Annotated in this window: 19 protein-coding genes; 3 read left to right on the forward strand and 16 right to left on the reverse strand. The window is 39.8% G+C overall.

Features of this window, described 5'->3' with window-relative positions; genetic code table 11:
- Positions 1 to 9: 9 nt before the first annotated feature.
- The 11 genes from ttcA to ccoN form a co-directional block, all read right to left on the reverse strand.
- A complete protein-coding gene (ttcA, locus tag J8L71_RS10380; RefSeq protein ID WP_211000473.1) occupies positions 10 to 924 on the reverse strand; it encodes a tRNA 2-thiocytidine(32) synthetase TtcA in 915 nt (304 codons plus the stop codon).
- 103 nt (positions 925 to 1,027) lie between these two features.
- A complete protein-coding gene (gene uspE / locus J8L71_RS10385; RefSeq protein ID WP_211000474.1) occupies positions 1,028 to 1,954 on the reverse strand; it encodes a universal stress protein UspE in 927 nt (308 codons plus the stop codon).
- Between the two features lie 106 nt (positions 1,955 to 2,060).
- Positions 2,061 to 2,798 (reverse strand): FNR family transcription factor, encoded by a 738-nt coding sequence (locus J8L71_RS10390; RefSeq protein WP_211000475.1) that lies wholly within the window; start codon positions 2,796 to 2,798, stop codon positions 2,061 to 2,063.
- Positions 2,799 to 2,866: 68 nt separating this feature from the next.
- Positions 2,867 to 3,538: a sulfite exporter TauE/SafE family protein gene (locus J8L71_RS10395; RefSeq protein ID WP_211000476.1), complete on the reverse strand. Its 672-nt coding sequence runs from the start codon at positions 3,536 to 3,538 to the stop codon at positions 2,867 to 2,869.
- Positions 3,531 to 3,698, reverse strand: a complete 168-nt coding sequence (gene ccoS / locus J8L71_RS10400) for a cbb3-type cytochrome oxidase assembly protein CcoS (protein WP_002963071.1) — start codon at positions 3,696 to 3,698, stop codon at positions 3,531 to 3,533. The genes J8L71_RS10395 and ccoS overlap by 8 nt, the downstream gene beginning before the upstream one ends.
- Entirely contained in the window at positions 3,695 to 6,070 is a 2,376-nt protein-coding gene (locus J8L71_RS10405; RefSeq protein ID WP_211000477.1) for a heavy metal translocating P-type ATPase, read from the reverse strand. The genes ccoS and J8L71_RS10405 overlap by 4 nt, the downstream gene beginning before the upstream one ends.
- A gap of 8 nt (positions 6,071 to 6,078) precedes the next feature.
- Positions 6,079 to 6,570: a FixH family protein gene (locus tag J8L71_RS10410; protein ID WP_211000478.1), complete on the reverse strand. Its 492-nt coding sequence runs from the start codon at positions 6,568 to 6,570 to the stop codon at positions 6,079 to 6,081.
- A gap of 141 nt (positions 6,571 to 6,711) precedes the next feature.
- The gene (ccoP, locus tag J8L71_RS10415) at positions 6,712 to 7,746 is read right to left on the reverse strand and encodes a cytochrome-c oxidase, cbb3-type subunit III (RefSeq protein WP_211000479.1); all 1,035 of its coding nucleotides are present in this window, start codon (positions 7,744 to 7,746) and stop codon (positions 6,712 to 6,714) included.
- Positions 7,743 to 7,928 (reverse strand): CcoQ/FixQ family Cbb3-type cytochrome c oxidase assembly chaperone, encoded by a 186-nt coding sequence (locus J8L71_RS10420; RefSeq protein ID WP_004588824.1) that lies wholly within the window; start codon positions 7,926 to 7,928, stop codon positions 7,743 to 7,745. Before J8L71_RS10420 ends, ccoP begins: the two co-directional genes overlap by 4 nt.
- 6 nt (positions 7,929 to 7,934) lie before the next feature.
- Positions 7,935 to 8,609, reverse strand: a complete 675-nt coding sequence (gene ccoO / locus J8L71_RS10425; protein ID WP_058549800.1) for a cytochrome-c oxidase, cbb3-type subunit II — start codon at positions 8,607 to 8,609, stop codon at positions 7,935 to 7,937.
- Between the two features lie 12 nt (positions 8,610 to 8,621).
- Positions 8,622 to 10,055, reverse strand: coding sequence for a cytochrome-c oxidase, cbb3-type subunit I (gene ccoN, locus J8L71_RS10430; RefSeq protein ID WP_058549680.1), 1,434 nt, complete (start codon positions 10,053 to 10,055; stop codon positions 8,622 to 8,624).
- A gap of 341 nt (positions 10,056 to 10,396) precedes the next feature.
- On the opposite strand from ccoN, the gene J8L71_RS10435 reads away from it, so the two are divergent.
- The 3 genes from J8L71_RS10435 (at position 10,397) to J8L71_RS10445 (ending at position 15,545) form a co-directional block, all read left to right on the forward strand.
- The gene (locus tag J8L71_RS10435; protein WP_211000480.1) at positions 10,397 to 10,822 is read left to right on the forward strand and encodes a hypothetical protein; all 426 of its coding nucleotides are present in this window, start codon (positions 10,397 to 10,399) and stop codon (positions 10,820 to 10,822) included.
- A 578-nt stretch (positions 10,823 to 11,400) separates the two neighbouring features.
- Positions 11,401 to 14,088: a TonB-dependent receptor gene (locus tag J8L71_RS10440; RefSeq protein ID WP_211000481.1), complete on the forward strand. Its 2,688-nt coding sequence runs from the start codon at positions 11,401 to 11,403 to the stop codon at positions 14,086 to 14,088.
- A 104-nt stretch (positions 14,089 to 14,192) separates the two neighbouring features.
- Positions 14,193 to 15,545: a hypothetical protein gene (locus J8L71_RS10445; RefSeq protein WP_211000482.1), complete on the forward strand. Its 1,353-nt coding sequence runs from the start codon at positions 14,193 to 14,195 to the stop codon at positions 15,543 to 15,545.
- A gap of 71 nt (positions 15,546 to 15,616) precedes the next feature.
- Here the strand turns inward: J8L71_RS10445 and J8L71_RS10450 are convergent, their stop codons facing one another.
- The 5 genes from J8L71_RS10450 to J8L71_RS10470 all read right to left on the reverse strand — a co-directional run bounded on the left by J8L71_RS10450 (position 15,617) and on the right by J8L71_RS10470 (position 22,213).
- Positions 15,617 to 15,868: a DUF3862 domain-containing protein gene (locus tag J8L71_RS10450; RefSeq protein ID WP_211000483.1), complete on the reverse strand. Its 252-nt coding sequence runs from the start codon at positions 15,866 to 15,868 to the stop codon at positions 15,617 to 15,619.
- 19 nt (positions 15,869 to 15,887) lie between these two features.
- The gene (locus J8L71_RS10455; RefSeq protein ID WP_211000484.1) at positions 15,888 to 16,724 is read right to left on the reverse strand and encodes a peptidoglycan binding protein CsiV; all 837 of its coding nucleotides are present in this window, start codon (positions 16,722 to 16,724) and stop codon (positions 15,888 to 15,890) included.
- Positions 16,724 to 20,197: a transcription-repair coupling factor gene (gene mfd / locus J8L71_RS10460; RefSeq protein ID WP_211000485.1), complete on the reverse strand. Its 3,474-nt coding sequence runs from the start codon at positions 20,195 to 20,197 to the stop codon at positions 16,724 to 16,726. The genes J8L71_RS10455 and mfd overlap by 1 nt, the downstream gene beginning before the upstream one ends.
- Before the next feature lie 70 nt (positions 20,198 to 20,267).
- Positions 20,268 to 21,161, reverse strand: a complete 894-nt coding sequence (locus tag J8L71_RS10465; protein ID WP_211000486.1) for a carbon-nitrogen hydrolase — start codon at positions 21,159 to 21,161, stop codon at positions 20,268 to 20,270.
- Positions 21,158 to 22,213 (reverse strand): agmatine deiminase family protein, encoded by a 1,056-nt coding sequence (locus J8L71_RS10470; RefSeq protein WP_211000487.1) that lies wholly within the window; start codon positions 22,211 to 22,213, stop codon positions 21,158 to 21,160. Before J8L71_RS10470 ends, J8L71_RS10465 begins: the two co-directional genes overlap by 4 nt.
- Between the last annotated feature and the right edge of the window lie 10 nt (positions 22,214 to 22,223).

The raw sequence follows: 22,223 nt of genomic DNA on the forward strand, positions 1-22,223 counted from the left end.
ATTTGTAATTTAGCTTAAATTTATAGTAACTACATCAGCTTGAGCTGGCTGGTCATCGTCAGTATTTATAGGCACTTTTGGAATATCTGGCTTATCAAGCGCAATATCACCACCATCTATGACTTCACCGGTTTTTAAGTTTTCAAAATCAAATAATTCTGCATCAGCTAAATGAGAAGGCACTACATTTTGCATTGCTGTAAAAATACTTTCTATACGACCAGGGTGTTCTTCGTTCCACTTAGCAAGCATGTTTTTGGTGTGCTTACGCTGTAAGTTTTCTTGAGAGCCACATAAGTTACACGGAATGATAGGGTAACCTTGTACAAAAGCATATTGGCTTATGTCAGCCTCTTTACAGTACGCTAATGGACGAATAACCATATGCTCGCCATTATCGCTCATTAATTTAGCCGGCATACTTTTAAGTTTGCCACCGTAAAACATGTTTAAAAAGAGTGTTTCGATCATGTCATCGCGGTGATGGCCAAGTGCAATTTTAGTTGCGCCAAGCTCTTTTGCTGTACGATATAAAATACCGCGACGTAAGCGAGAGCAAAGTGAGCACGTTGTTTTACCTTCAGGGATTATATCGGTAACAATGCTGTAGGTGTCTTCTTCGACAATTTTGTATTCAATATCAAGTTTATCAAGATACTCAGGCAGTACATGCTCAGGAAAGCCAGGTTGCTTTTGATCGAGGTTTACCACGAACAAGTCAAACTTAATTGGCGCTACACGTTTAAGGTGCTGAAGCATTTCAAGCATGGTGTAGCTGTCTTTGCCGCCTGATAAACACACCATGATACGGTCGCCTTCTTCAATCATATTGAAGTCCATAACGGCTTGACCAGTTTGGCGGCGTAAACGCTTTTGAAGCTTATTTAAATTAAATTGAGCTTTAGCTTGATCTGAATGTGACAATTACGCCCCCTTGATAAACATACGCAAAGTTAATTGCTAAAAATAAAGGGGCGTATTATATACCCAAGTACTATGGGTATTAAAGCGCTAGTTAAGGCTTTGTTTAACTTTTGGCAAGAGGGCTAACATAACCGTCTGGTTTTAATGCAAGTACATCGCAATCTAAACTATCAATTACATGCTCTGCGGTGTTACCCACTAAAGCCGCGCTTAAACCAGTACGTCCAACAGTGCCAATAACCACTAATTCGCTATTTAAACGTTTAGCTACATCAGGAATTACGTCCTCAGGTAGGCCTTCTTCAATAAAACATTGCTCTGTCGTTAAATTAAAGTCGTTAGCAAGCTGTGTTGTAGATTCAATGTGATGTTTTTTTACTGATTCGTTATAAACACCCGGGTTAAACTCGGGTATTTCTATCGCAATATTTACAGGTGTTGCTGGGTATGCATTAACTAAGTTAAGTTTTGCGTTTGCCAGTTCACATAAAAACTGCGCATCTTTAATAATGCGCTTATTAAGTGCAACGTGTTCATCATTTTCGCTTACAGCATTAATAGCAGCTAAAATATTACCTTTTTCTGGCCACGCCATTTCTTTTACGAACAACACTGGAGAGGGGCATTTACGCACTAAATGCCAATCAGTAGGAGTAAAAATAACTGATTTAAGCGCGCCGTGCTGATGTGTACCTTTAATGACTAGGTCAAAGCTTTGCTCCATAACGGTATTAATAATGGCTTCGTAAGGGCGGTTATGCCAAACCACTTGGGTATCTATATTGATATTTTTGTAGGGAGAGACTAAGTCAGTGAGCCATAGTTCACGGTCTTTTAAAACGGCGCTTCGCATGGCTTCTCGTTCTTCACCGGAGAGCATGGTGGTCATTTCGTAAGAGAAGTCGTAAACCGTCATAAAGGCGGTAATACTTGCGCCGGACTTCTTAGCTAGCTCAATTGAGCGAGATAAGCCGTGCTGATCGTCTTTGGTAGGATCGACAACCGCTAAAATGCGTTTTATGGTGTTCATGAGCTACTCCTTAGTTGAAGTTCTGTATTTAGTGTAACGCATATACAAAACAGTTAAAGGGGTAGCACATAAATTGTTGTTCTAAATCAAAGTTGCAGTGAGGTTTTTAACAAGGCTTAACGATTGCCGCCGCTTTAGCGAGTGCGTCATTATTTAAAATAGTAATAAATTTACCTTCAACTTTGATTAAATCAGCTTTTTGGAAACGACTTAATAATCGACTAATGGTTTCAACAGTTAAACCTAAGTAATTACCAATTTCGCCACGAGTCATGGTAAATCTGAACTCTTTGCGCGAAAAGCCACGTTCACCGAAACGCTCTGAAAGATTATAAATAAAACTGGCTAAGCGCTCTTCTGCCGATTTTTTATTAAGCAGTAATAGCATTTCTTGATCGTAGGTTATTTCGCTACTCATTAAGCGCATTATTTGCTGGCGTAACTTAGGTAATTTACCAGCGAGTTCATCAAGGGTATCAAATGGAATTTCGCATACCATAGAGGTTTCTAGTGCCTGAGAGAAGCTTTGGTGAGCCATTTTACTTATCGCATCAAAACCAACTAAATCACCCGCTAAATGAAAGCCAGTAATTTGCTCATCGCCTTGCTCTGAGAGTGTATAAGATTTAAATGAGCCAGAACGTACAGCGTAAATAGCCTGCAAAGGTGCACCAGATTCAAATAAATAGTCACCTTTATGCAGTGGTTTTTTTCGCTCAATAATTTCGTCAAGCTTATCCATTTCTTGGCCATTTAACGAAAATGGCAGACATAACTGGCTTATACTGCAATTATTACAGCTAATAGCACAGTTACTTTTAGCGCGACTTTGAGAGAAATCCATAATTTAATCCGTTTTAGTTATTATATACACTGAGGCAAATAAACCTTCAAGGCTGATACATTCTAAGATTAATGTACTAGCTTGTCGGTTGCAATAATCAATAAGTAGATACCATACCAAATTATAACGCTGCCTAATACAATTCGGGTCCATGGATGATTTATTATGCTGTTGAGTTTTTGAGCCGCTAAACCCAGTGTGATCATGGCTGGAAATGTACCAAGCGCAAAACATAACATTACAATAGCACCATCTAAGGCGGTTGGGCTCGTCATTGCCCACGTGAGCGCAGAATAAACCAAACCACACGGAAGCCAGCCCCATAATGCGCCATAACCCAATGCTTTAACTGTTGAGTCAACGGGCATTAAGTATTTATTAAGCTTAACAATATGTTGCCAAATAAGTGTTTTACCTATTTTCTCTAACCACTGCAATGTAGGCCCTAAGCGCATTATATAAACGCCTACTAGTAGCATAAAAATTGCGGCAATAAATGAAAGCGTGATAGAAAATGATGTGTTTTGTTTAGCAAACTGACTGCTTATACCTGCAACGAGTGCGCCTGCAACCATGTAGCTTAATGCTCGCCCAATATTATAAGCGAATGAGTAGGTAAGTGTTTTTCGCTTGTTGCTGGCTAATTGTAAAGAGCTTGCAATACCTCCGCACATAGCAAGGCAGTGGCCGCTACCAATTAGGCCCATTAAAAAAGCGCTAATATAAAGAGGGTCAATCATTACTTTTGTTGTGCTGCTCTTTATCGTCTTCAAACAAAATACTGTGACCTTGTTTGTTTAAATCAGAAAATTGCTCGCTTTTAACAGCCCAAAAAAATACGCCAATAGCAATAATGACGAACAATATAGCAATGGGGATCAAAATATAAATTATGCTCATAACTTTAAAAGCCTTAGTGAATTGCTAATAACAATGATTGAGCTGGCAGACATTCCAATAACGGCCATCCATGGAGCAACAAGGCCAAGAGCTGCCAGCGGCAATATTGATGCATTATACAACAAAGACAGGGCAAGGTTTTGCTTAATAATACGCCTAGTTTGCTTAGCCACATTTAATAGGTGATCAATTGACGCTAAGTCACTATTTAGCAGTACAACATCAGCACTATTTTTAGAAATATCAGCGCCGGTTTCCATCGCAATAGATAAATGGACACTGGCAAATACGGGGCTGTCGTTAATGCCATCACCGACCATTGCAACCACCTCATTTTGCGATGACCACTGCTCTACAGCAGTTTGTTTATCTTTAGGTGAGAGGCCTGTTTGCACACTTTCAAGTTTTAGCTGCTTAGCAATTTTTTGCCCTGCATCTGAAGCATCACCCGTTAGCATATGGCAGCTTAAATTTTGCGACTGCAAAGCGCTAATAAGTTTTGTTGCATCACTTTTTACTTTATCAACAAAATAAAAGCGAGCGACTACCTGTTTATTTATGTACAAACTGGCTTGGGCGTTGGTTTTTTTACTTTCAAACCAGCCGCTTTTACCAATAGCGTAATGGTTGGCTTCATTTTGTGCGCTAATACCGAGGCCTGGATGCACCTCTATATTATTTAAATCATGCTGAGCGGGGGTATATTCGTTAAATGCACTCGCTATAGGGTGCTCAGAGTAACGCTCAAGCTGAGCCGCTATTTTTAAAACATCAGCTTTGCTGTAGTTATCATCAAGTATATCTACCGCGTCGAGTGTAAATTTCCCTTGGGTAAGCGTGCCTGTTTTATCAAAAGCAAATAATGTTAATTGTGAGAGCGTTTCAAGTACATGCGCTTGCTTTATCAATATGCCTTTTCGGGTAAGTGTTGCAACGGCGCAAGTAAGTGCGGTTGGAATAGCTAAACTCAAAGCACATGGGCAAGTGGCAACCAGTACAGAAATAGTGATCCAAAATGCGTGCTCAGGGTCTATTTGATACCAACCAATAGCAGTTATCGAGGCAAATATAAGTAAAGATGCAATAAACCACTGAGCTACTTTATCAGTTATCTCCACTAATTTAGGGCGCTTAGTTAACGCATTGTGTTGCAAGCGAATAATTTGGTTTAAAAGCGTGTTTTGGCCAATTTTATTAATTTTTATTTCTATTACGCCATCGTGATTAACGCAGCCCGCATAAACATTGTGACCAATAAATTTAGTAACGGGTTGATGCTCGCCGGTCATCATTGACTCATCAACTGTTGTTTTACCTTTAACTAGCTCACCGTCGGCTGGGATTGTTTCACCGGCTTTTATGAGTACTATATCGTTTAGTTTTAGTTTTTTTGCCGCAATAATGTGCTCATTACCGTTTTCATCGAGTGTGCGGGCAGTAAGAGGGAGTAGTTTTTGTAAGTTAGCTGTAAATTCACTGGCCTTTAATCGGGCTCTAAATTCTAAGTATTTACCTAGCAATAGCAAAAAGGTAAACATGCAAACCGATTCAAAATAAACTTCGCCCACTTGCATAAACGTAGCATAGCAACTTGCCCCATAAGCTCCAAAAATAGCAAGCGATACGGGTAAATCCATGTTGAGTTGTTTGGCTTTCAAACCATTAATGGCATTAGTTAAAAAAGGTAGCGCGCTGTACAAAATAACCGGTGAGGCAAGCACTAAGCTTATCCACCTAAAATATTGCTCAAAGTTGCTATCCATTCCTGAAAACATGCCAAAGTACATGGCAAAGGCAAACATCATTACTTGCATGGTCATTAGCCCAGCAACACCTAAGCGACGAATATACGCTTTAGCTGTTTGCTGTTTTTGTTGGGCTTCTGTATCAGCTTGAAACGGGTAGGCTTTGTAGCCAATTTTAGCCAAAGAGGTAATGATTTCGCTCAGTGGTGTGTTTGTTTTATCCCACTGGATCATAGCGCGATTAGTTGAGGTGTTTACGTCAACGCGCTTAACTGTTTTTAGGCTTAGTAATTGTTTTTCGATAAGCCAGGCACACGCTGCACAGGTAATGCCCTCAACACTTAATAATACTTCAGAGATGCTGTCGTTTGTGGCTATAAACTCATCTTGTATGTCTTCATTATCGTAGCTTTTTATAAACGTGAGTTGCTCAGGTACTAATTGCTCTACTTTACCGGCTCGAACAGTGCGGTATTTGTAGTAGTCGGTCATGCCTTGATCAACAATGTTTTGTGCAACTGCTTGGCAGCCAATACAACACATTGGCTGTACCGTGTTATCTATAATAACAGTGGCACTGAACCCTTTAGGCACACTTTCAAGGCAATGAAAGCAAGAAGTACTCATATTTACTACTACTTATAATTAGGCGTAACTAACAAAGGCTGCTCTGTAGGAAGTGTGATGTTTTCTTTTAACTTCCAGCTGCCATCTATAGGCTCTATAAACACAGAGTAGGCGCCCGGCGTGTAGTTTTCGAGTAGAGCTGTAAATTCTTTATTAGCATTTGCAGTTAGTGTAGCGGCAAAGTCATGGGCTTTAATGGTGCGATGATAAAATGATAATTTTAACGCAGGTACATTACTATAATCGCCTTTAGTGAATTTAAAACTAACACGTTCATCAGTCACATTAAGCTCACCATGTAAAAATAGAGCTTTGGCTTTTTCAAACTTAGTAAGCTCTAAATTAATAGCTTTACCTTTTTTATAGTAATCATCTACCACCATATCTGGGCCATTACCCACAGCAGTAATAATTAATGTTATGCACCCAATAATGGCCGCGAGCGGGAAAAAGATTAAAAACCAAGGCCAAAAATTTTTATACCACGGAGTAGGTTGCATAGTTGCTCTAAAATTAGTTTAGGTGGGGTTATTTTATAGCAAATATTTGTAAAAGACTAAAAAAAAGCCTCCGACTGGAGGCTTTTTTGATCTGGATTAATCTATTGAAATAAAAAGATTAATTATTGGTTAACCCAATGTTTACTGATCTTGCGATAAGCTGTAAACATACGCAGTTAACAAGTGAATTTTATCTTCACCTAAAATGTCTTTCCATGCTGGCATAACACCGGCGCGGCCATGGTTAAGCGTTTCTTCAACAGCGCGTTGAGAGCCACCATATAACCAAATGTTATCTGTTAGGTTAGGTGCACCAAACGGAAGGTTATGCGCAACCGACCCTTTACCATCAGCACCGTGACACGCTGCACACATGGCAAACTTAGCGGCACCAGCGGCTGCATCTTTTTGGTTAACAGTACGACCTGAAAGGCTTAAAACATGAGCCGTCATTTCTTTAACGCCTTGCTCACCAAGTGCAGCGCCCCAAGAAGGCATTGCAGCTATACGACCATAAAGAAGCGTTTCTTTAATTTTGTCAGGTGAGCCACCGTATAACCAATCTTTATCAGTTAGGTTAGGGAAACCAGTTCCACCACGGGCATCAGAGCCATGACACTGAGCACAGTTTTGCGAAAATAAGCGCTGACCAATTTCAAGTGCTAATTGGCCATCTGTTTGCTCGTGTTTATCACCATTTTCAAGAGCAACTTGCTGCGCTGCATCACCTTCAAATTTAGAATTAACTAAATCTAAAACGGGTACTTGTGCAAGTTTGTTGAAAATAGGACCAAAACGCTCTTGTGCAGCCTCATACTCTTTATCAAGTTTAACATAGCGGCCTTCTTCAGCAGCTAGTTTTGTTGCTTCTTTAGACTCAGCTAAAGAGGTAATACCTTGGTTAGAGCTGGTCCATTTACCTAAACCTTCCCAGTTACCTAAACCTGGGTAAGCTGCAAGATAATATACAGACCATATGAATGTCGCAAAGAACATATATGTCCACCACTTTGGTAGCGGATTGTTCAGCTCTGTAATACCGTCATATTCATGCCCACAATCTTCACCTTCTTTTACGCCAGCATAGTTTTTAAGGTTCCAAACTAATAAGCTAAAGATGATAACTAAACAGGCTAGGGTTAAAACAATAACCCAAATACTCCAAAAGCTAGTCATTTTTCAGACTCCTTTTCCTCGTTAGAGAGTGTGTTGTTATGTTTTTTTTCATCTTCAAAAATGGCATTAGCAGCGTCATCAAAACGATTTTTGCTACGTTTGCTGTATGCCCATACAACAATCACAATAAACAATACTAAAATTACCAGAGTCAAAATGCCTCTGTATGTTCCGTAATCCATAATTTTTTACTTCAAGTGGGTGCCAAGTTGCTGTAAATACGCGATCAAGGCTTGCATTTCTGTTGCGCCTTCGCCGTTATTCATAGCGTTAACTTTTTCAACATCTGCTTGAAGCTCTTCGTCGCTGCCATAACCTAAGCCCGGATGTTTAGGGTTTTCAGGGTTGATAGCAAAAGTATCACGGAAAATTTGTAGTTTTTTCAGAGTTAGGCTGGTATCAACCGTTGTCTCTGCTAACCAAGGAAAACCTGGCATGTTCGACTCAGGAACCACGGCACGTGGGTCAACTAAGTGTGCATAATGCCAATCGTCCGAATAACGTTTACCTACACGAGCAAGGTCAGGACCAGTACGTTTAGAACCCCATTGGAAAGGGTGATCCCATACTGACTCGCCAGCTACAGAGTAGTGACCGTAACGCTCAACTTCGTCGCGAAAAGGACGGATCATTTGTGAGTGACAGTTGTAACAACCTTCACGTACATAAATGTCTCTGCCTTCCATTTCTAGCGCGTTAAGTGGGCGCAGGCCTTCAACAGGTTTAGTTGTATCGTCTTGGAACATTAGCGGAGTAATTTCAACTAATGCACCAAAACTAATAGCAAAAACAGTAAGAATAGCCATTAGGCCAACGTTCTTTTCTACTATTTCATGTTTGTTTTGTGAATTTTTATTGCTCATCATCTCACTCCGTTATGCTAATTGTGCTTGCGCGTCTAACTTCAGTGATTCTTTTTCAGCTGAAATTGTACGGAAAACGTTATAAGCCATAACTAACATACCTGTTACGATGAATACACCGCCTACAAAACGCATAATGTAGAAAGGATGCGACGCTTCTAAAGACTGAACAAAGCTATACATTAATGTACCGTCAGAGTTAACTGCGCGCCACATTAGACCTTGCATTACACCAGAGATCCACATTGCAACAATGTAAAGTACAACACCTACCGTGTGTAACCAGAAGTGGGTGTTAACCAATTTAACGCTGTACATACGACCTTGTGCGAATAACGCGGGGATAAGGTGGTAAATAGCACCAATTGAAATCATAGCAACCCAACCTAATGCACCTGAATGTACATGGCCGATTGTCCAATCTGTGTAGTGAGATAACGCATTCACAGATTTAATTGCCATCATAGGGCCTTCAAACGTAGACATACCGTAGAAAGACAATGAAACAACTAAGAAACGAAGTACTGGGTCGGTGCGAAGCTTATGCCAAGCGCCAGACAGCGTCATAATACCGTTAATCATACCACCCCAAGATGGAACGAATAAGATAATAGACATAACCATACCTAAACTCTGCGTCCAATCAGGAAGTGCAGTGTAATGAAGGTGATGAGGACCAGCCCAAATATATAATGAAATAAGTGCCCAAAAATGAACTACCGATAAACGGTATGAGTAAACTGGGCGGCCAGCTTGCTTTGGTACAAAGTAATACATCATACCTAAGAAACCAGCAGTTAGTAGGAAACCTACAGCGTTGTGACCGTACCACCACTGAACCATTGCATCTACCGCACCTGCGTAAATAGAGTATGATTTAGTTAACGATACTGGTACTGCCATGCTGTTTACAATGTGTAGCACTGCAACAGTAATAATAAAGCCAGCGTAGAACCAGTTAGCAACATATATGTGCGACACTTTACGCTTAATTAAAGTACCAAAAAATACTATTGCGTACACTATCCAAACCACTGCGATTAAAATATCGATTGGCCATTCAAGTTCTGCGTATTCTTTTGAGCTAGTAATACCAAGAGGTAAAGTGATTACTGCTAGTACAATAACTAACTGCCAGCCCCAAAACGAAAAGGCGGCAAGTTTGTCTGAGAAAAGACGCGTTTGACAAGTACGTTGAACGACGTAATAAGACGTCGCAAAAAGTGCACTGGTACCAAATGCGAAAATTACTGCGTTCGTGTGTAACGGACGTAGTCGAGAGTAAGTTAACCATGGTGTATCAAAGTTAAGTGCTGGCCAAGCTAATTGGGCAGCAATCAGAACCCCAATACTCATGCCAACGATGCCCCAAATCACTGTCATAATAGCGAATTGGCGTACAACCTTATAGTTATACTCAGTTTGTGATGCTACTGTTTGGCTCATTTTCTGGCTTCCGCTGCAATAAATGCGTTTAGAAATGAATTACCCACTTTAAAAAAGTGGGGCCTACTATTTTTCTCAAGCGTGTTACCTAAAACGTTCAAAGCGTGAATGCTTCAGAAAACAAACTCGAGAAACCCTTATTTTTTGCGGGTGAAATGATAAATTTTTTGGCCTAAAAAAGATAGGTCAATTACATAAAATTATGACATCAATCAAACTTTGTGAGCTTGTTGTTTATTTTTTGATACAGTTTGTGCCTAATTTTCACTAATAGTAACACTCACACTTGTTATTTATAGTCGTGATTATTAGTATTTGCTTTTCTTTGGTGCGACATTGTTATGCTTATATATAGGTTAAGTTTATTTACAGCGTTGATTTTTATATTAACAGCGTGTGATTTTTCTCAAAGTTCAGGCGGCAAATTACCTAAAAACGCCGAATGTGAACCTAATCTGCCTTGTACTTTTTCAAATGGTGTTAAAGTATGGTTAAGTGAGCGAAGCCTTTCACCAGAGACTCCATTTACTATTTTTAGCGACTTACCTGCAAACATACAAATTGAAGATGCCAAGCTTAAAGGCATCACTATGTATATGGGCTACATTCCACAATTGTTCAAAAAAAATAATAATGTGTGGCAAAGCAATACGATGGTTGGTATTTGCTCAGAGCAAAACATGTTGTGGAGCTTAGAGCTAGTAGTGACAAACAACGCCACAGCGCAAGTAGACACTCTCAACTATTATTTTTATGTCACTTACTAAATTTTATATTCCCTATACTGTACGTTTTTTACTTTATTAAGATCATTAAAACTCAGTGTCTGATTTAAATCTATACAATTTTCACTCGTGGTAAAAGTAACCCTAAAAAGTTCAATTTTTAATTGCCGCTGAATAAAAAACAAATCCAAAATTCCTTCCTAAGTAACCAATTAAGACTATTTAACCACTTTCTATGCATAAATATGGTTAGTAATTAACATATAGTTTTACGCTTTTAATAATCTGCTGTGATCAAGTTGTTAATTTGTGTGGTTTTGGCTCTAAACCCGCTTGATTACACTTAATTACAAAGTTGTTTAGTTTGATTTCAACTGTGTTTTTTATGTTTCATAACTAAAGTACCTTTTTGTTATATATGGGTATTTATTAATTAACATTGAAACATCATGTAACCTATGTACCTAAAATGGTTGTTCCGTTTTATCGTGTGTTATAAATTACACTGCCGTTAAGTTTTCGTTCAGTTAAAGGCGCCTAAGTTGCCCCCCTGACTCACTATTATAATAAAAAGTGAGCATTACCAATTAAGGTAAATTTCCAACAAGTAGGGTTTATTCATGAAAAAGTCAACTCTTGGTTTAGCTGTAATTGCAGCATTCCCAATGTTCTCAAGTGTGCAAGTTCTAGCCGCTGAAGATTCAGCACAAGCAATCGAAAAAATTCAAGTAACGGGTTCTCGCATTAAGCGTTCTGATATGGAAACCGCTAGCCCAGTTACGTTGATTGGTGCAGACGAAATCAGAGCTTCTGGTGCCACATCAGTTGATAGCGTGCTTCAACAAATGACTGCTACCGGTGGTGCAATGACTAACCCGGGCGTAAATAACGGTTCTGGTGGTAATGCATCAATTGACTTACGTGGTTTAGGTTCACAACGTACTTTAGTACTTGTAAATGGCCGTCGTATGATCAATTCAGGTACTGGTGCGGCCTCTACAGTTGATTTGAATACTATTCCAGTTTCAATGATCAAGCAAATTGAAGTACTTAAGGATGGCGCATCTGCTGTTTATGGTACAGATGCTGTTGCAGGTGTTGTAAACATCATTCTTAAAAACGACTTTGAAGGTCTTGATCTAAACGTTAATTCTGCAATGACATCAAAGCATGATGCTTCTGAAACGTCTATAGATTTCACTGTTGGTACTTCGTTCGATAAAGGTAATATCGTATTCGGTGCACAGTACACAAACCGTGGTGAAGCTAGTCAAGGTGATCGTGGATTTTCAAATTGCCCATTATTTGAAGGTGAAAACGGCCTTTTCTGCGGTGGTTCTTCGTTCAGTGAAGGCGGCCACATTTATAACGTAAACACTGTTGGCATAGCCAATAGCGATGGTGAGATTGAGCAGAAAGGTATAGCAAACGACAGTGGTTTAAGCAATCGTGGTGGTAGCTTACACCGTTTTACTGATGAAGCCGATGCTTACAACTACGCTGAGCAAAGCTATTTATATACACCAATGGAACGCTTAAATATTACAGGTGTAGGTACTTATGAGTTAAGTGATGACACTAGCCTTTTCAGTGAATTTACCTACACAAAACGTTGGTCTGAGCAACAGTTGGCACCACAACCAATTAATTTTGGTTTTACCTATGATGCAGCTATGGGCAATAGTTTATTAGGGCAAACGTATGACGAGCGCCAAGTCGTTGATGGTGCATTTGTAGAAGATGCAGATGGTAATTATGTAACCTCACCTACTAATTATGCTTATGGCGATGAAATTAGTTACCGTCGACGCATGACTGAAAGCGGTGCACGTGGTTTATCACAAACAGTAGATACTGTACGTATTGTTGTTGGTGCAGAAGGCGTTATCAGCGATTACTCTTGGGATTTCTCAGCTAATTTCGGTCGTAACGACTCTGTGGATAAACTAAGCAATCTTCATAACGTTTCTGCTATTAATTCAGCTATTGCCGATGGTACGTTTAATCCATTAGACGAAGCTGATTGGGCTCTTTCAAATGTACAAGATTACATTTACACGGAGCAGAATTCAGGTGGTAGCCAGTTATTTATTTTAGCTGCTTCACTTTCTGGTGAAATGTTTGAAATGCCAGCAGGTTATGCAGCATTTGCTGCAGGTGTTGAACATCGTCAAGAAAAAGCATGGTACACACCAGACTCAATCGCAGCACAAGGTTTAGGTAACGATCCACGCGTTGACGCTACTAGTGGTGGATTTGATGTAAATGAAGCTTATGTTGAGTTTGCAATTCCATTGCTTGCTGACGCAGCTTTTGCTGATTCAATTGACTTTAGCGCGGCTGTTCGTGCGTTTGATTACAGCACATTTGGCTCTGATGAAACGTGGAAACTTGGTTTAACTTGGCGTGTAAACGACGAATTAATGCTACGTGGTGTTCGTTCAACAGCATTCCGTGCTCCTACAGTAGATGAGCTTTACTCTGGTAACGCTCCATCTTACGAGCAAGTTAGCTATCCAGGTGCAGATAGCCAAGCTGAAGTAACAGTAGGCGGCAATAGAGATTTGACACCAGAAGAAGCAGATACGCTTACTGTTGGTGTAGTTTACGAGCCGCAGTGGTTTGAAGGTTTCTCAATGACTGTAGATTACTACGACATTGAAATCGAAAATGCCATTTCTACTTATAATAATCAATATGTTGTTGATCAATGTATTGGTAATGCTAACAGCAGTACTAATGCAATTTGTACAAGTACTTCTGCTGTATTCCAAGCTGATGGTCGTATTGTTTTCAATAACCAACTACGTAATATTGGCTCAGAGAAAACATCTGGTGTTGATTTAAATCTTACCTATGCATTTGAAGCGTTGGGCTTAAGCTGGAAGACAGGCCTAGATACAACTTATTTAGACGAATATGTTGTTGATACTGGTGCTGTTGTTGATTACTCAGGCTTCATTACTGGTGGTGCCGGTGGTTATGCAGATATCAAATCTAACTTTAACTTAAACGTTAAAGGTGATAATTGGGATGCAACATACGAAGCACGTTATATTGCAGGAATGGATAGCTTTGCATGTATTGGAGACGATACTTGTTTAGCACCTACAACTCCTTCTGTTGTATATCATGACATTAGTGCTTCATACATGATCAACGACGTATTAACGGTTTCTGCAGGCGTTAATAATATGTTTGATAAAGAGCCGCCATATTACTCAGGTAATAACGACTCAAATACTGACCCGTACACTTATGACACATTAGGTCGCCGTTTATTTGCTGGTATTAATATTAAGCTATAATCAGTATTTAAACCATATTAAGGCTCAGTTTGTACTGGGCCTTTTTTATTGAACAAAACAAAGGAGACAAGTACACTTAAGCGTATTATTAGAAGGAGAACTGATTGTTAAAGCAAGACGAAAACTTATCTTTTGTCATTGAACCAGAGCTCAGCCCGCGTGCCGAGCAGCGTATTGATCTGTATTTTTCTATTCCCAATGAAATGGGTATAAATCCGCAAACCCTCACTGAAGAATCTTACTTTAATAACAATTTTAAATCGCACTTAGCCTATAACGCTAACAACATACACTTACCCTTAGTAAGAAGCCGTTTTGTTAGTAAAAATAAGGGTGAACAGCAAGATTACCGACAAAACCTTAATTTGTTTTGCTATCAGGTTCGCTTAGCGCTTGATGCTGATATACGTGATGCACTTAAAATTAATGATGTTGAAGATTTTTTCCAGCGTGCTATTGAGTTATTTGGGCAAAGTGAAGGGTTACTAAAAAAACTAAGGCGTTATACCCCTGATGATGAAAAACTGATCCCATTTTTCACTAACGCTGATAATTACTTAAGTTGGCATGTAGAACAGTCATTTTTAAAATTATTAGACGAGGGCCCGCGTAGTAGTGACTTTGCAAAAGAACGTAACGATTTACTGCAGTTTTGTAAAAATGAAAATAATTATCGTGGCGAAAAAAACTATAACTCCGAAACCACATTACAAGATGCAAACCGTATAACTAATAAAATGCGCCTGTTACAACGTCTAATAGAGCATGGCGTTATTTTACAGCGCCAAACACGGTTTCTTAATAGCTACCTCAAACGTTTGGTAAAAGGTACTGTGACTGCGGTTATTATGGCATTTGTAATGGTGGTTATTTTAAACGCTCGCTCAACCTTTACGGAGGTCACTGCCACGCTAATATTAATCCTAGGAGTTATTTATGGACTACGTGAGATATTCAAAGAAGATATAACACGGGTTATTTGGCGGGCTATTGTACGTGGCCGACCTAAGTGGCGTTTTAGTTTCAAAAACAGTATTAGCAAAGATAAAATTGCGAGTCAGTTTATTTGGCTTGAATATGTGCGCTTTAAAAATATACCGCAAGAAGTTAAATCAATTTTTTCAAAACGTCGACAGCAAAATAAGCAAGCTGCGCAGTGGCTGCACTTTGCAAGTGAAACGCGAGTAAGTGCAAAAGAGTTTTTACCAGGGTACGATACTCTCCAGCAAACATTACAATTTAACTTGGCGCCTTTTGCACGTTATTTAAAGCGTGGGGAAGGGAAGTTATATCACTTAGATAGTAATAAAATATCTAAACAGGGGGTAGAGCGGCGTTATCAGTTAAATATGGTACTTGTATTAACTGAGGAAGATAAAAAGCTTTACCAGCGCTATAAAATAACGCTAAACCGCAGTAAAATCATAAATATAGAACTTATTTACTCTAAAAAATAGGTTTATAGCCATACATTAAAAAAGGGGGATAGATAAAATCTATCCCCCTTTTTAAATTGTTAAAGCGTTATTTATTTAGCCAAACCATGCTTGCTATATAACGTCACTTTGTCTGAAACAAGTGTAATTTCGATATTTTTAGACTCGTCGCCCCATACACAGTTTGTGTGCAGTGTTTTTTCAACACAGTTATCAGCACTGCCTAAAATGGCTTCTACTTCAGTTTTGTCCATGCCTACTTTAATTTTTTCATAGCTTTCTAGATTTACTTTAGAACACGCGGCAAGACTTAGTGTAGCTGCGATGATAAGGAGTTTTTTCATTGTTATATCCTACTTAGTATTAATGTTTAAATTTTCTAATTTGGACAATCATGCCCATGCGAGGGTGATCAAAGTAATGTACTTCGCCACTTATTACACGTCTAAATTGTGAAAAGCGGGCTGATTCAATCTCGCCGTTTTCTAGCTTATGGCTAATGTCAAAATTAGCCGTAATGTATAAATAATGTCGTAAATGTATTTTAAATAAACCATCTAGCTCCCACTGCACATTTGCATTATCAGGGTCGTCGAATAGCGCTGGTTGCGTATTTAATAAACTTACAAAATCGGGGTTTGAATAACTAGGAATAGCATTGATGTCACTTTTAATGTGTTTGCCTGCTATTAAATGCATGCTCGGTGCTCGTGATTTACTGGCGCCTTCAAAGCGCCATCCAGTATGCAAAATAGGGGTTAATCCTTTTCGGTCGAGCTGACGCAGCTGAGTTTTAAACTTTAATTGTTCAGGTGCTAACAAATAGGTTTGCTGCATATGATCTTGCGCAGTTACTTGTGGCGTAACAGGTAGCTCATCATAACTTTGCATGTAATCAGTGCTATCGTCGCACACGCCAGACTGCGGGTTTGAGTTAACCAATGAATCGGTAAAAGAGTGCTTTTGAAAACGCACGTCGCCATCTATACATGCTTGCATTGCCTGCTCTGTATAAAGAGGTGTCATTAAATCTAGACTGTTCTTATCTTCAATAGCGTCGTGTTTAAGCGTAAAGTCCTCTTGTAAGTATGGCGCAGGGTGCTGCTTAAATACGAGTACTTCAACTTCAAACCAACGTTCTGCAAATGCAGTGCTGCTAAATAAGCAACATAGAACAATAAGCGATTTTTTTAGCAACATTAATGGCTAACCTTTTTTTCGAAATCTGCAATCATTGCAGTGACCATTTTTAAGCGTTCGCGAGCGTTAGCTTCACTAATTGCGAAGCGCAGTTTATTTGCGCCATCCATTTTGTACACCTTAGGTGCACTTTGTATCAAGCCAATGATGAAGCTAGGGTTAACTTTAGTGTTTTGACTAAACTCAAAGTAGCCCCCTTTAGGGTTAGCTTCAATTTTTGTTATACCTAAATTACTCGCTTGCATTTTAAGTTGTTGCAAACTAAATAGATTTTTAGCAGCGTCAGGCAGTAACCCAAAGCGGTCTATTAGTTCTACCTGTAATTCATCCATATCAGCAAGACTAGCACAACTTGCTACGCGCTTGTACATGCCAAGACGCGCATTAACATCATGAATATAGTCATCTGGCAGTAATGCAGGAAGTTTTAAATCTACTTCTGTTTGTTTTTGTAGTAGGTTTTCAAGGGTTGGTTCTTTGCCTTCACGTAGTGCATTTACGGCTTGTTCAAGCATTTCCATGTATAAACTAAAACCAATAGTTTGCATTTGCCCAGATTGATCGTCACCTAATAACTCACCGGCACCGCGTATCTCTAAATCATGAGTTGCTAGTGCAAAGCCTGCACCTAAATCTTCGAGTGACTCTATAGCTTGCAAGCGTTTTGATGCATCTTTAGATAAAGATTTAGGGTCGCCCGTTAACAAATAAGCATACGCTTGGTGATGGCTTCGTCCTACACGTCCTCGTAATTGGTGTAGCTGAGCAAGGCCAAGTTTATCGGCTCTGTCCATAATAATGGTGTTTGCAGTGGGTACATCTATACCTGTTTCGATAATAGTGGTACACACTAGTACGTTGTATTTTTGATGGTAAAAATCAGCCATTATTTGCTCAAGTTCTTGCTCGCGCATTTGCCCGTGAGCTGAGGTCACACTTGCTTCTGGCACCCACTCACTAATTTCTTGAGATACACGTTCAATAGTTTCTACATTGTTGTGTAAAAAGTATACTTGGCCACCGCGTTTAATTTCGCGCAAAATAGCCTCACGAATTAAATCACTATCTCGTTGGCGTACAAACGTTTTAACAGCTAAACGCTTAGCTGGCGGGGTCGCAATAATAGATAAATCACGCATACCACTCATCGCCATATTCAAAGTACGTGGTATTGGCGTTGCGGTTAGTGTGAGTATATCTACATCAGCACGTAGTGCTTTAATTTTTTCTTTTTGGCGAACACCAAAACGATGCTCTTCATCAACAATCAGTAAGCCTAGGTCACTAAAATTAATGTCTTGCTGGATGAGTTTATGGGTACCAATAACTATATCTAACTTACCATCAGCCATTTTTTCAAGAGTGTCTTTTTGCTGCTTGGTTGAGTTAAAGCGTGAAAGCACACCCACTTCAATTGGAAAGTCAGCAAAACGGTCTTTAAAGTTTTCATAGTGTTGTTGCGCAAGCAAAGTGGTAGGCACTAATACAGCAACTTGCTTGTTATCGTTAACAGCCACAAAAGCAGCGCGCATGGCTACCTCTGTTTTACCAAATCCTACATCACCACATACTAAGCGATCCATGGCTTGCTTTGATTGCATATCGCCAAGTACCGCTTCTATTGCATTACGCTGATCGTCGGTTTCTTCAAACGGGAAACTGTCGCTAAATTGACGATATGTTTGTCCATCAAGGCTAAATTTGTTACCTGGTTTGGCTTGTCGCTGAGCATAAATATCAAGCAGCTCTGCTGCTACGTCTCTTACCTTTTCAGCTGCGCGCTTTTTAGCTTTTTCCCACGCGTCTGAACCTAATTTGTGAAGCGGGGCACTGGCTTCTTCACCCCCTGAGTAACGGCTAAGCATATGCAGCGCTGATACTGGTACATAGAGTTTAGCTTCACTGGCGTAGGTGATAGTGACAAACTCAGTAATAACACCTGCGGCATCTATTGTTTGCAGCCCTTGGTAGCGGCCAACACCATGATCTAGGTGAACAATAGGTTGACCTTCTTTAAGCTCGGCTAAGTTGCGTATAAGTGCATCTTGGCTTGCTTCGTATTTGTGTTTACGACGCCTGCGCTGCGATACTTTAATACCTAATAATTCTTGCTCGGTGATAATAGCAAGGCTTGGCTTAGTGCCAAGGACCACACTTTGCTCAAGCGGGCTTACAATTAAACCTACGTCGCTGTCGCTTTTTGTAAATTGCTCTAGCGTGTCAAACTCTTTAAATTTAATGCCACTCGGTTTTAATACACTTAATAGTGATTCTCGTCGTCCGTCTGACTCAACACTTAGTAAAATACGGCCTTTGTTCTTTTTTTGCTGGGCAACGTAATTTATAAATGCACCATATGGTTCGTGTTGTTTGTGATCAATACGAATGGCAGGTAATTCACTAACGCTTAGATTTTTATTGCCTGCTTTAGTGCCAAGCTTAGCGAGTGATAAACGAATACGAGAAAACTCACCTAAGTTAGAAAACAACTCATTAATTGGCTGATATAACTCTGTTGGCTCTAACAATGGGCGTAATGGATCTACTCGGCGGTTTTCGTAGCGTACATTTATGTCGTGCCAAAAGTTATCTGCAGCATGTTCTAAATCGCCAAGTTGCATTACTGTGGTTGTATCTGGCAAGTAATCAAAAATAGTGGCGAGTTTTTCAAAAAACAAAGGCATGTAGTATTCAATGCCTGCAGGCCAAGTACCTTTACTCACTTGCATGTAAACAGAGTCTTGCTCTGAGCTTGCACCAAATTTTTCTCGGTAACTTATTCTAAAGCGTTCAACGTCGGCTTCGTTTGTAGGAAATTCGTGAGCAGGAAGTAATTCAATTTTATCTACTTTTTCGTCAGAGCGCTGGGTTTCTACGTCAAATAAGCGAATGGTATCTAGTTCGTCATCAAAAAAGTCGAGCCTAAATGGGTGCGGGCTACCCATAGGGTATAAATCAACAATAGAGCCGCGAATAGCATACTCGCCGTGCTCCATAACTTGTTGTACATGTAAATAACCAGCTTGCTCTAAGTTGCTGCGCAAATTATGAGTGTCGAGTTTATCGCCTACTTTAAAGTTAAGTGTAGAGCCGTAAATAAATGAAGCAGGCGCAGTACGAAGCATTAATGTAGATACAGGTACAATTAAAACGCTTTGCTTTTCGTTTTTAAGGGTATTAAGTGTAGCTAAACGCGCTGAAATTATATCTTGATGCGGAGAGAAGTGATCGTACGGTAAGGTTTCCCAATCAGGAAAAACCATGACCGGATTATCGGGTAATAGGTATTCAAGCTCGGTTTCAAGGCGCAAAGCACTTGGCGTATCAGGTGTTACAATTAAAACCAAGTCATCTTGTTGTTTTACGCCCTCAGCAATGGCAATACTTAAACCACTGCCACTAAGCTGCCCCCATTGAATTTTATCTTTTTGAGATTTTACCCACGGCAAGGCTGCCCATTGCTCAAACGCCATTTATTACTCCATTTATAATTTGGCGCTTAATACATAAGCGCCATAATATTATTTACCCAGCGCAGTTTACTTAGTCTCGGTATATTTTTGTTAGGTCTTGGTAATGATCAATTCTGCGGTCGCGTAAATACGGCCAGATACGTCTTACGTTTTCTGAGGCTTTTTGATCAAGTTCTACCACTAATATTTTTTCATCAGTGTTATTGGCCTCTGCCAATATTTCACCTTGGGGGCCTGCAATAAATGAGTTGCCCCAAAATTGAATGCCCTCACTTTGTGCACTTGGATCGCTTTCATGGCCTACACGGTTACAGCTAATAACAGGTAAACCATTAGCAACAGCATGAGCACGCTGAACAATAACCCATGCATCTTTTTGACGAGTCTGCTCGGCGCTATCATCACGCGGATCCCAGCCAATTGCAGTTGGATAAATTAATATTTCAGCACCAGCCATTGCCATTAAGCGCGCTGCTTCTGGGAACCATTGATCCCAACAAACTAATACGCCTAATTTACCTACAGAGGTTTGAATAGGCTCAAAACCTAAGTCACCTGGGGTAAAATAAAATTTCTCGTAAAAACCAGGGTCATCAGGAATATGCATTTTTCGGTATTTACCGGCAATGCTGCCGTCTTTTTCAAGGACTATAGCGGTATTGTGGTATAAGCCTGTCGCGCGTTTTTCAAACAAGGAGGCAACAATGACTATCCCAAGCTCTTTGGCAAGTTCGCCTAAGGTATTACTACTTGGGCCCGGAATTGTTTCAGCTAAATCAAATACGTCTACGTCTTCAGTTTGGCAAAAGTAAAGGCTGCGGTGTAGCTCTTGTAAAACAACTAGCTGTGCCCCTTGCTGAGCGGCATTGCGAATTCCGGCAATTGATTTTGCCATATTTTGTTCTGCGTTATCGCTGTTAGATTGTTGTACTAAGGCTACATTTAATTTTGCAGGGCTTGTCATTGTGCTGCTCCAGCTAAAAATCCACGAGGCAGTTGCATGGTAATACAGTGCAAACTGCCAAATTGTTCAATAATAGATTGGCAATTAATGCCAATAATCTCATGCCTTGGATACGCCTTTTGAATTTGCGACAGAGCAAGTTCATCATTGTTATCGTTATAAGTAGGTACTAGTACCGCGTTATTTATAATTAAATAGTTAGCGTAGGTTGCAGGCAAACGCGTATTTTCATTATCGTACGCTGCTTTTGGCCAAGGCAATTCAATTAGAGTATATGGGGTGTCATTTGCTGTTTTAAAGCTCTTTAGCTGTTTTTCCATCGCGCTTAAGGCGCTAAAATGTTCATCATTTTCATCATCACACTTTACATAGACCAGTGTGTTATTAGGGGCAAAACGTACTAAGGTATCAATGTGGCTATCGGTGTCATCACCCGCTAAATAGCCATGATCTACCCATAAAAAGTCGGTAGCGCCCAAATGGCTTTTTAAAAGGCTCTCTATTTCGTCAGCTGATAAATCAGGGTTACGGTTTTTATTGAGTAAACATTCGGTAGTTGTAAGTAAAACGCCGTGTTCGTTTATTTCAATACCACCGCCTTCAAGCACCATATCTACTGCTTGATACTGGTTATTTGTACTGCTAAGCGCTTTTACCAAGCTTTTGTTAATTTGATTATCAAGTGTGCTTTCAAACTTATTGCCCCAACCATTAAATGTAAAATCAACCACGTTTAGCTCAAGTGGATTGTTTATTGATGCACACGTTAAAGGGCCATGATCGCGTGCCCAAGTATCATTTGTAGGGGTAACTACAAAATGAACACGGCTTAGATCAATAGCGGCGTTTTTAAGCAGCGCTGTTATGCTAATTTTTAATGCTTCACTGTGGGCTACTATTACAAGCTGTTGCTTGTGTGTTATTTGCTTTGCAAGCTCAACATAAATGGGTTCTACACGTGCTAAATTATCAGCCCAATCGGTGTCTTTATGCGGCCAAGTTAACATTACAGCATCTTGCTCAGCCCATTCTGGTAAAAGTCTAAAGTTCATGAAATTTTGA

This window comes from Pseudoalteromonas sp. MMG007, assembly GCF_018100985.1.
Classification (GTDB): Bacteria; Pseudomonadota; Gammaproteobacteria; order Enterobacterales; family Alteromonadaceae; genus Pseudoalteromonas.

Excerpts from the sequence above, each read along its gene's own strand:
- uspE (WP_211000474.1), bottom strand. The coding sequence starts at position 1,954 with ATGAACACCATAAAACGCATTTTAGCGGTTGTCGATCCTACCAAAGAC.
- J8L71_RS10390 (WP_211000475.1), bottom strand. The coding sequence starts at position 2,798 with ATGGATTTCTCTCAAAGTCGCGCTAAAAGTAACTGTGCTATTAGCTGT.
- J8L71_RS10395 (WP_211000476.1), bottom strand. The coding sequence starts at position 3,538 with ATGATTGACCCTCTTTATATTAGCGCTTTTTTAATGGGCCTAATTGGT.
- ccoS (WP_002963071.1), bottom strand. The coding sequence starts at position 3,698 with ATGAGCATAATTTATATTTTGATCCCCATTGCTATATTGTTCGTCATT.
- J8L71_RS10405 (WP_211000477.1), bottom strand. The coding sequence starts at position 6,070 with ATGAGTACTTCTTGCTTTCATTGCCTTGAAAGTGTGCCTAAAGGGTTC.
- J8L71_RS10410 (WP_211000478.1), bottom strand. The coding sequence starts at position 6,570 with ATGCAACCTACTCCGTGGTATAAAAATTTTTGGCCTTGGTTTTTAATC.
- ccoP (WP_211000479.1), bottom strand. The coding sequence starts at position 7,746 with ATGACTAGCTTTTGGAGTATTTGGGTTATTGTTTTAACCCTAGCCTGT.
- J8L71_RS10420 (WP_004588824.1), bottom strand. The coding sequence starts at position 7,928 with ATGGATTACGGAACATACAGAGGCATTTTGACTCTGGTAATTTTAGTA.
- ccoO (WP_058549800.1), bottom strand. The coding sequence starts at position 8,609 with ATGAGCAATAAAAATTCACAAAACAAACATGAAATAGTAGAAAAGAAC.
- ccoN (WP_058549680.1), bottom strand. The coding sequence starts at position 10,055 with ATGAGCCAAACAGTAGCATCACAAACTGAGTATAACTATAAGGTTGTA.
- J8L71_RS10435 (WP_211000480.1), top strand. The coding sequence starts at position 10,397 with ATGCTTATATATAGGTTAAGTTTATTTACAGCGTTGATTTTTATATTA.
- J8L71_RS10440 (WP_211000481.1), top strand. The coding sequence starts at position 11,401 with ATGAAAAAGTCAACTCTTGGTTTAGCTGTAATTGCAGCATTCCCAATG.
- J8L71_RS10450 (WP_211000483.1), bottom strand. The coding sequence starts at position 15,868 with ATGAAAAAACTCCTTATCATCGCAGCTACACTAAGTCTTGCCGCGTGT.
- J8L71_RS10455 (WP_211000484.1), bottom strand. The coding sequence starts at position 16,724 with ATGTTGCTAAAAAAATCGCTTATTGTTCTATGTTGCTTATTTAGCAGC.
- mfd (WP_211000485.1), bottom strand. The coding sequence starts at position 20,197 with ATGGCGTTTGAGCAATGGGCAGCCTTGCCGTGGGTAAAATCTCAAAAA.
- J8L71_RS10465 (WP_211000486.1), bottom strand. The coding sequence starts at position 21,161 with ATGACAAGCCCTGCAAAATTAAATGTAGCCTTAGTACAACAATCTAAC.
- J8L71_RS10470 (WP_211000487.1), bottom strand. The coding sequence starts at position 22,213 with ATGAACTTTAGACTTTTACCAGAATGGGCTGAGCAAGATGCTGTAATG.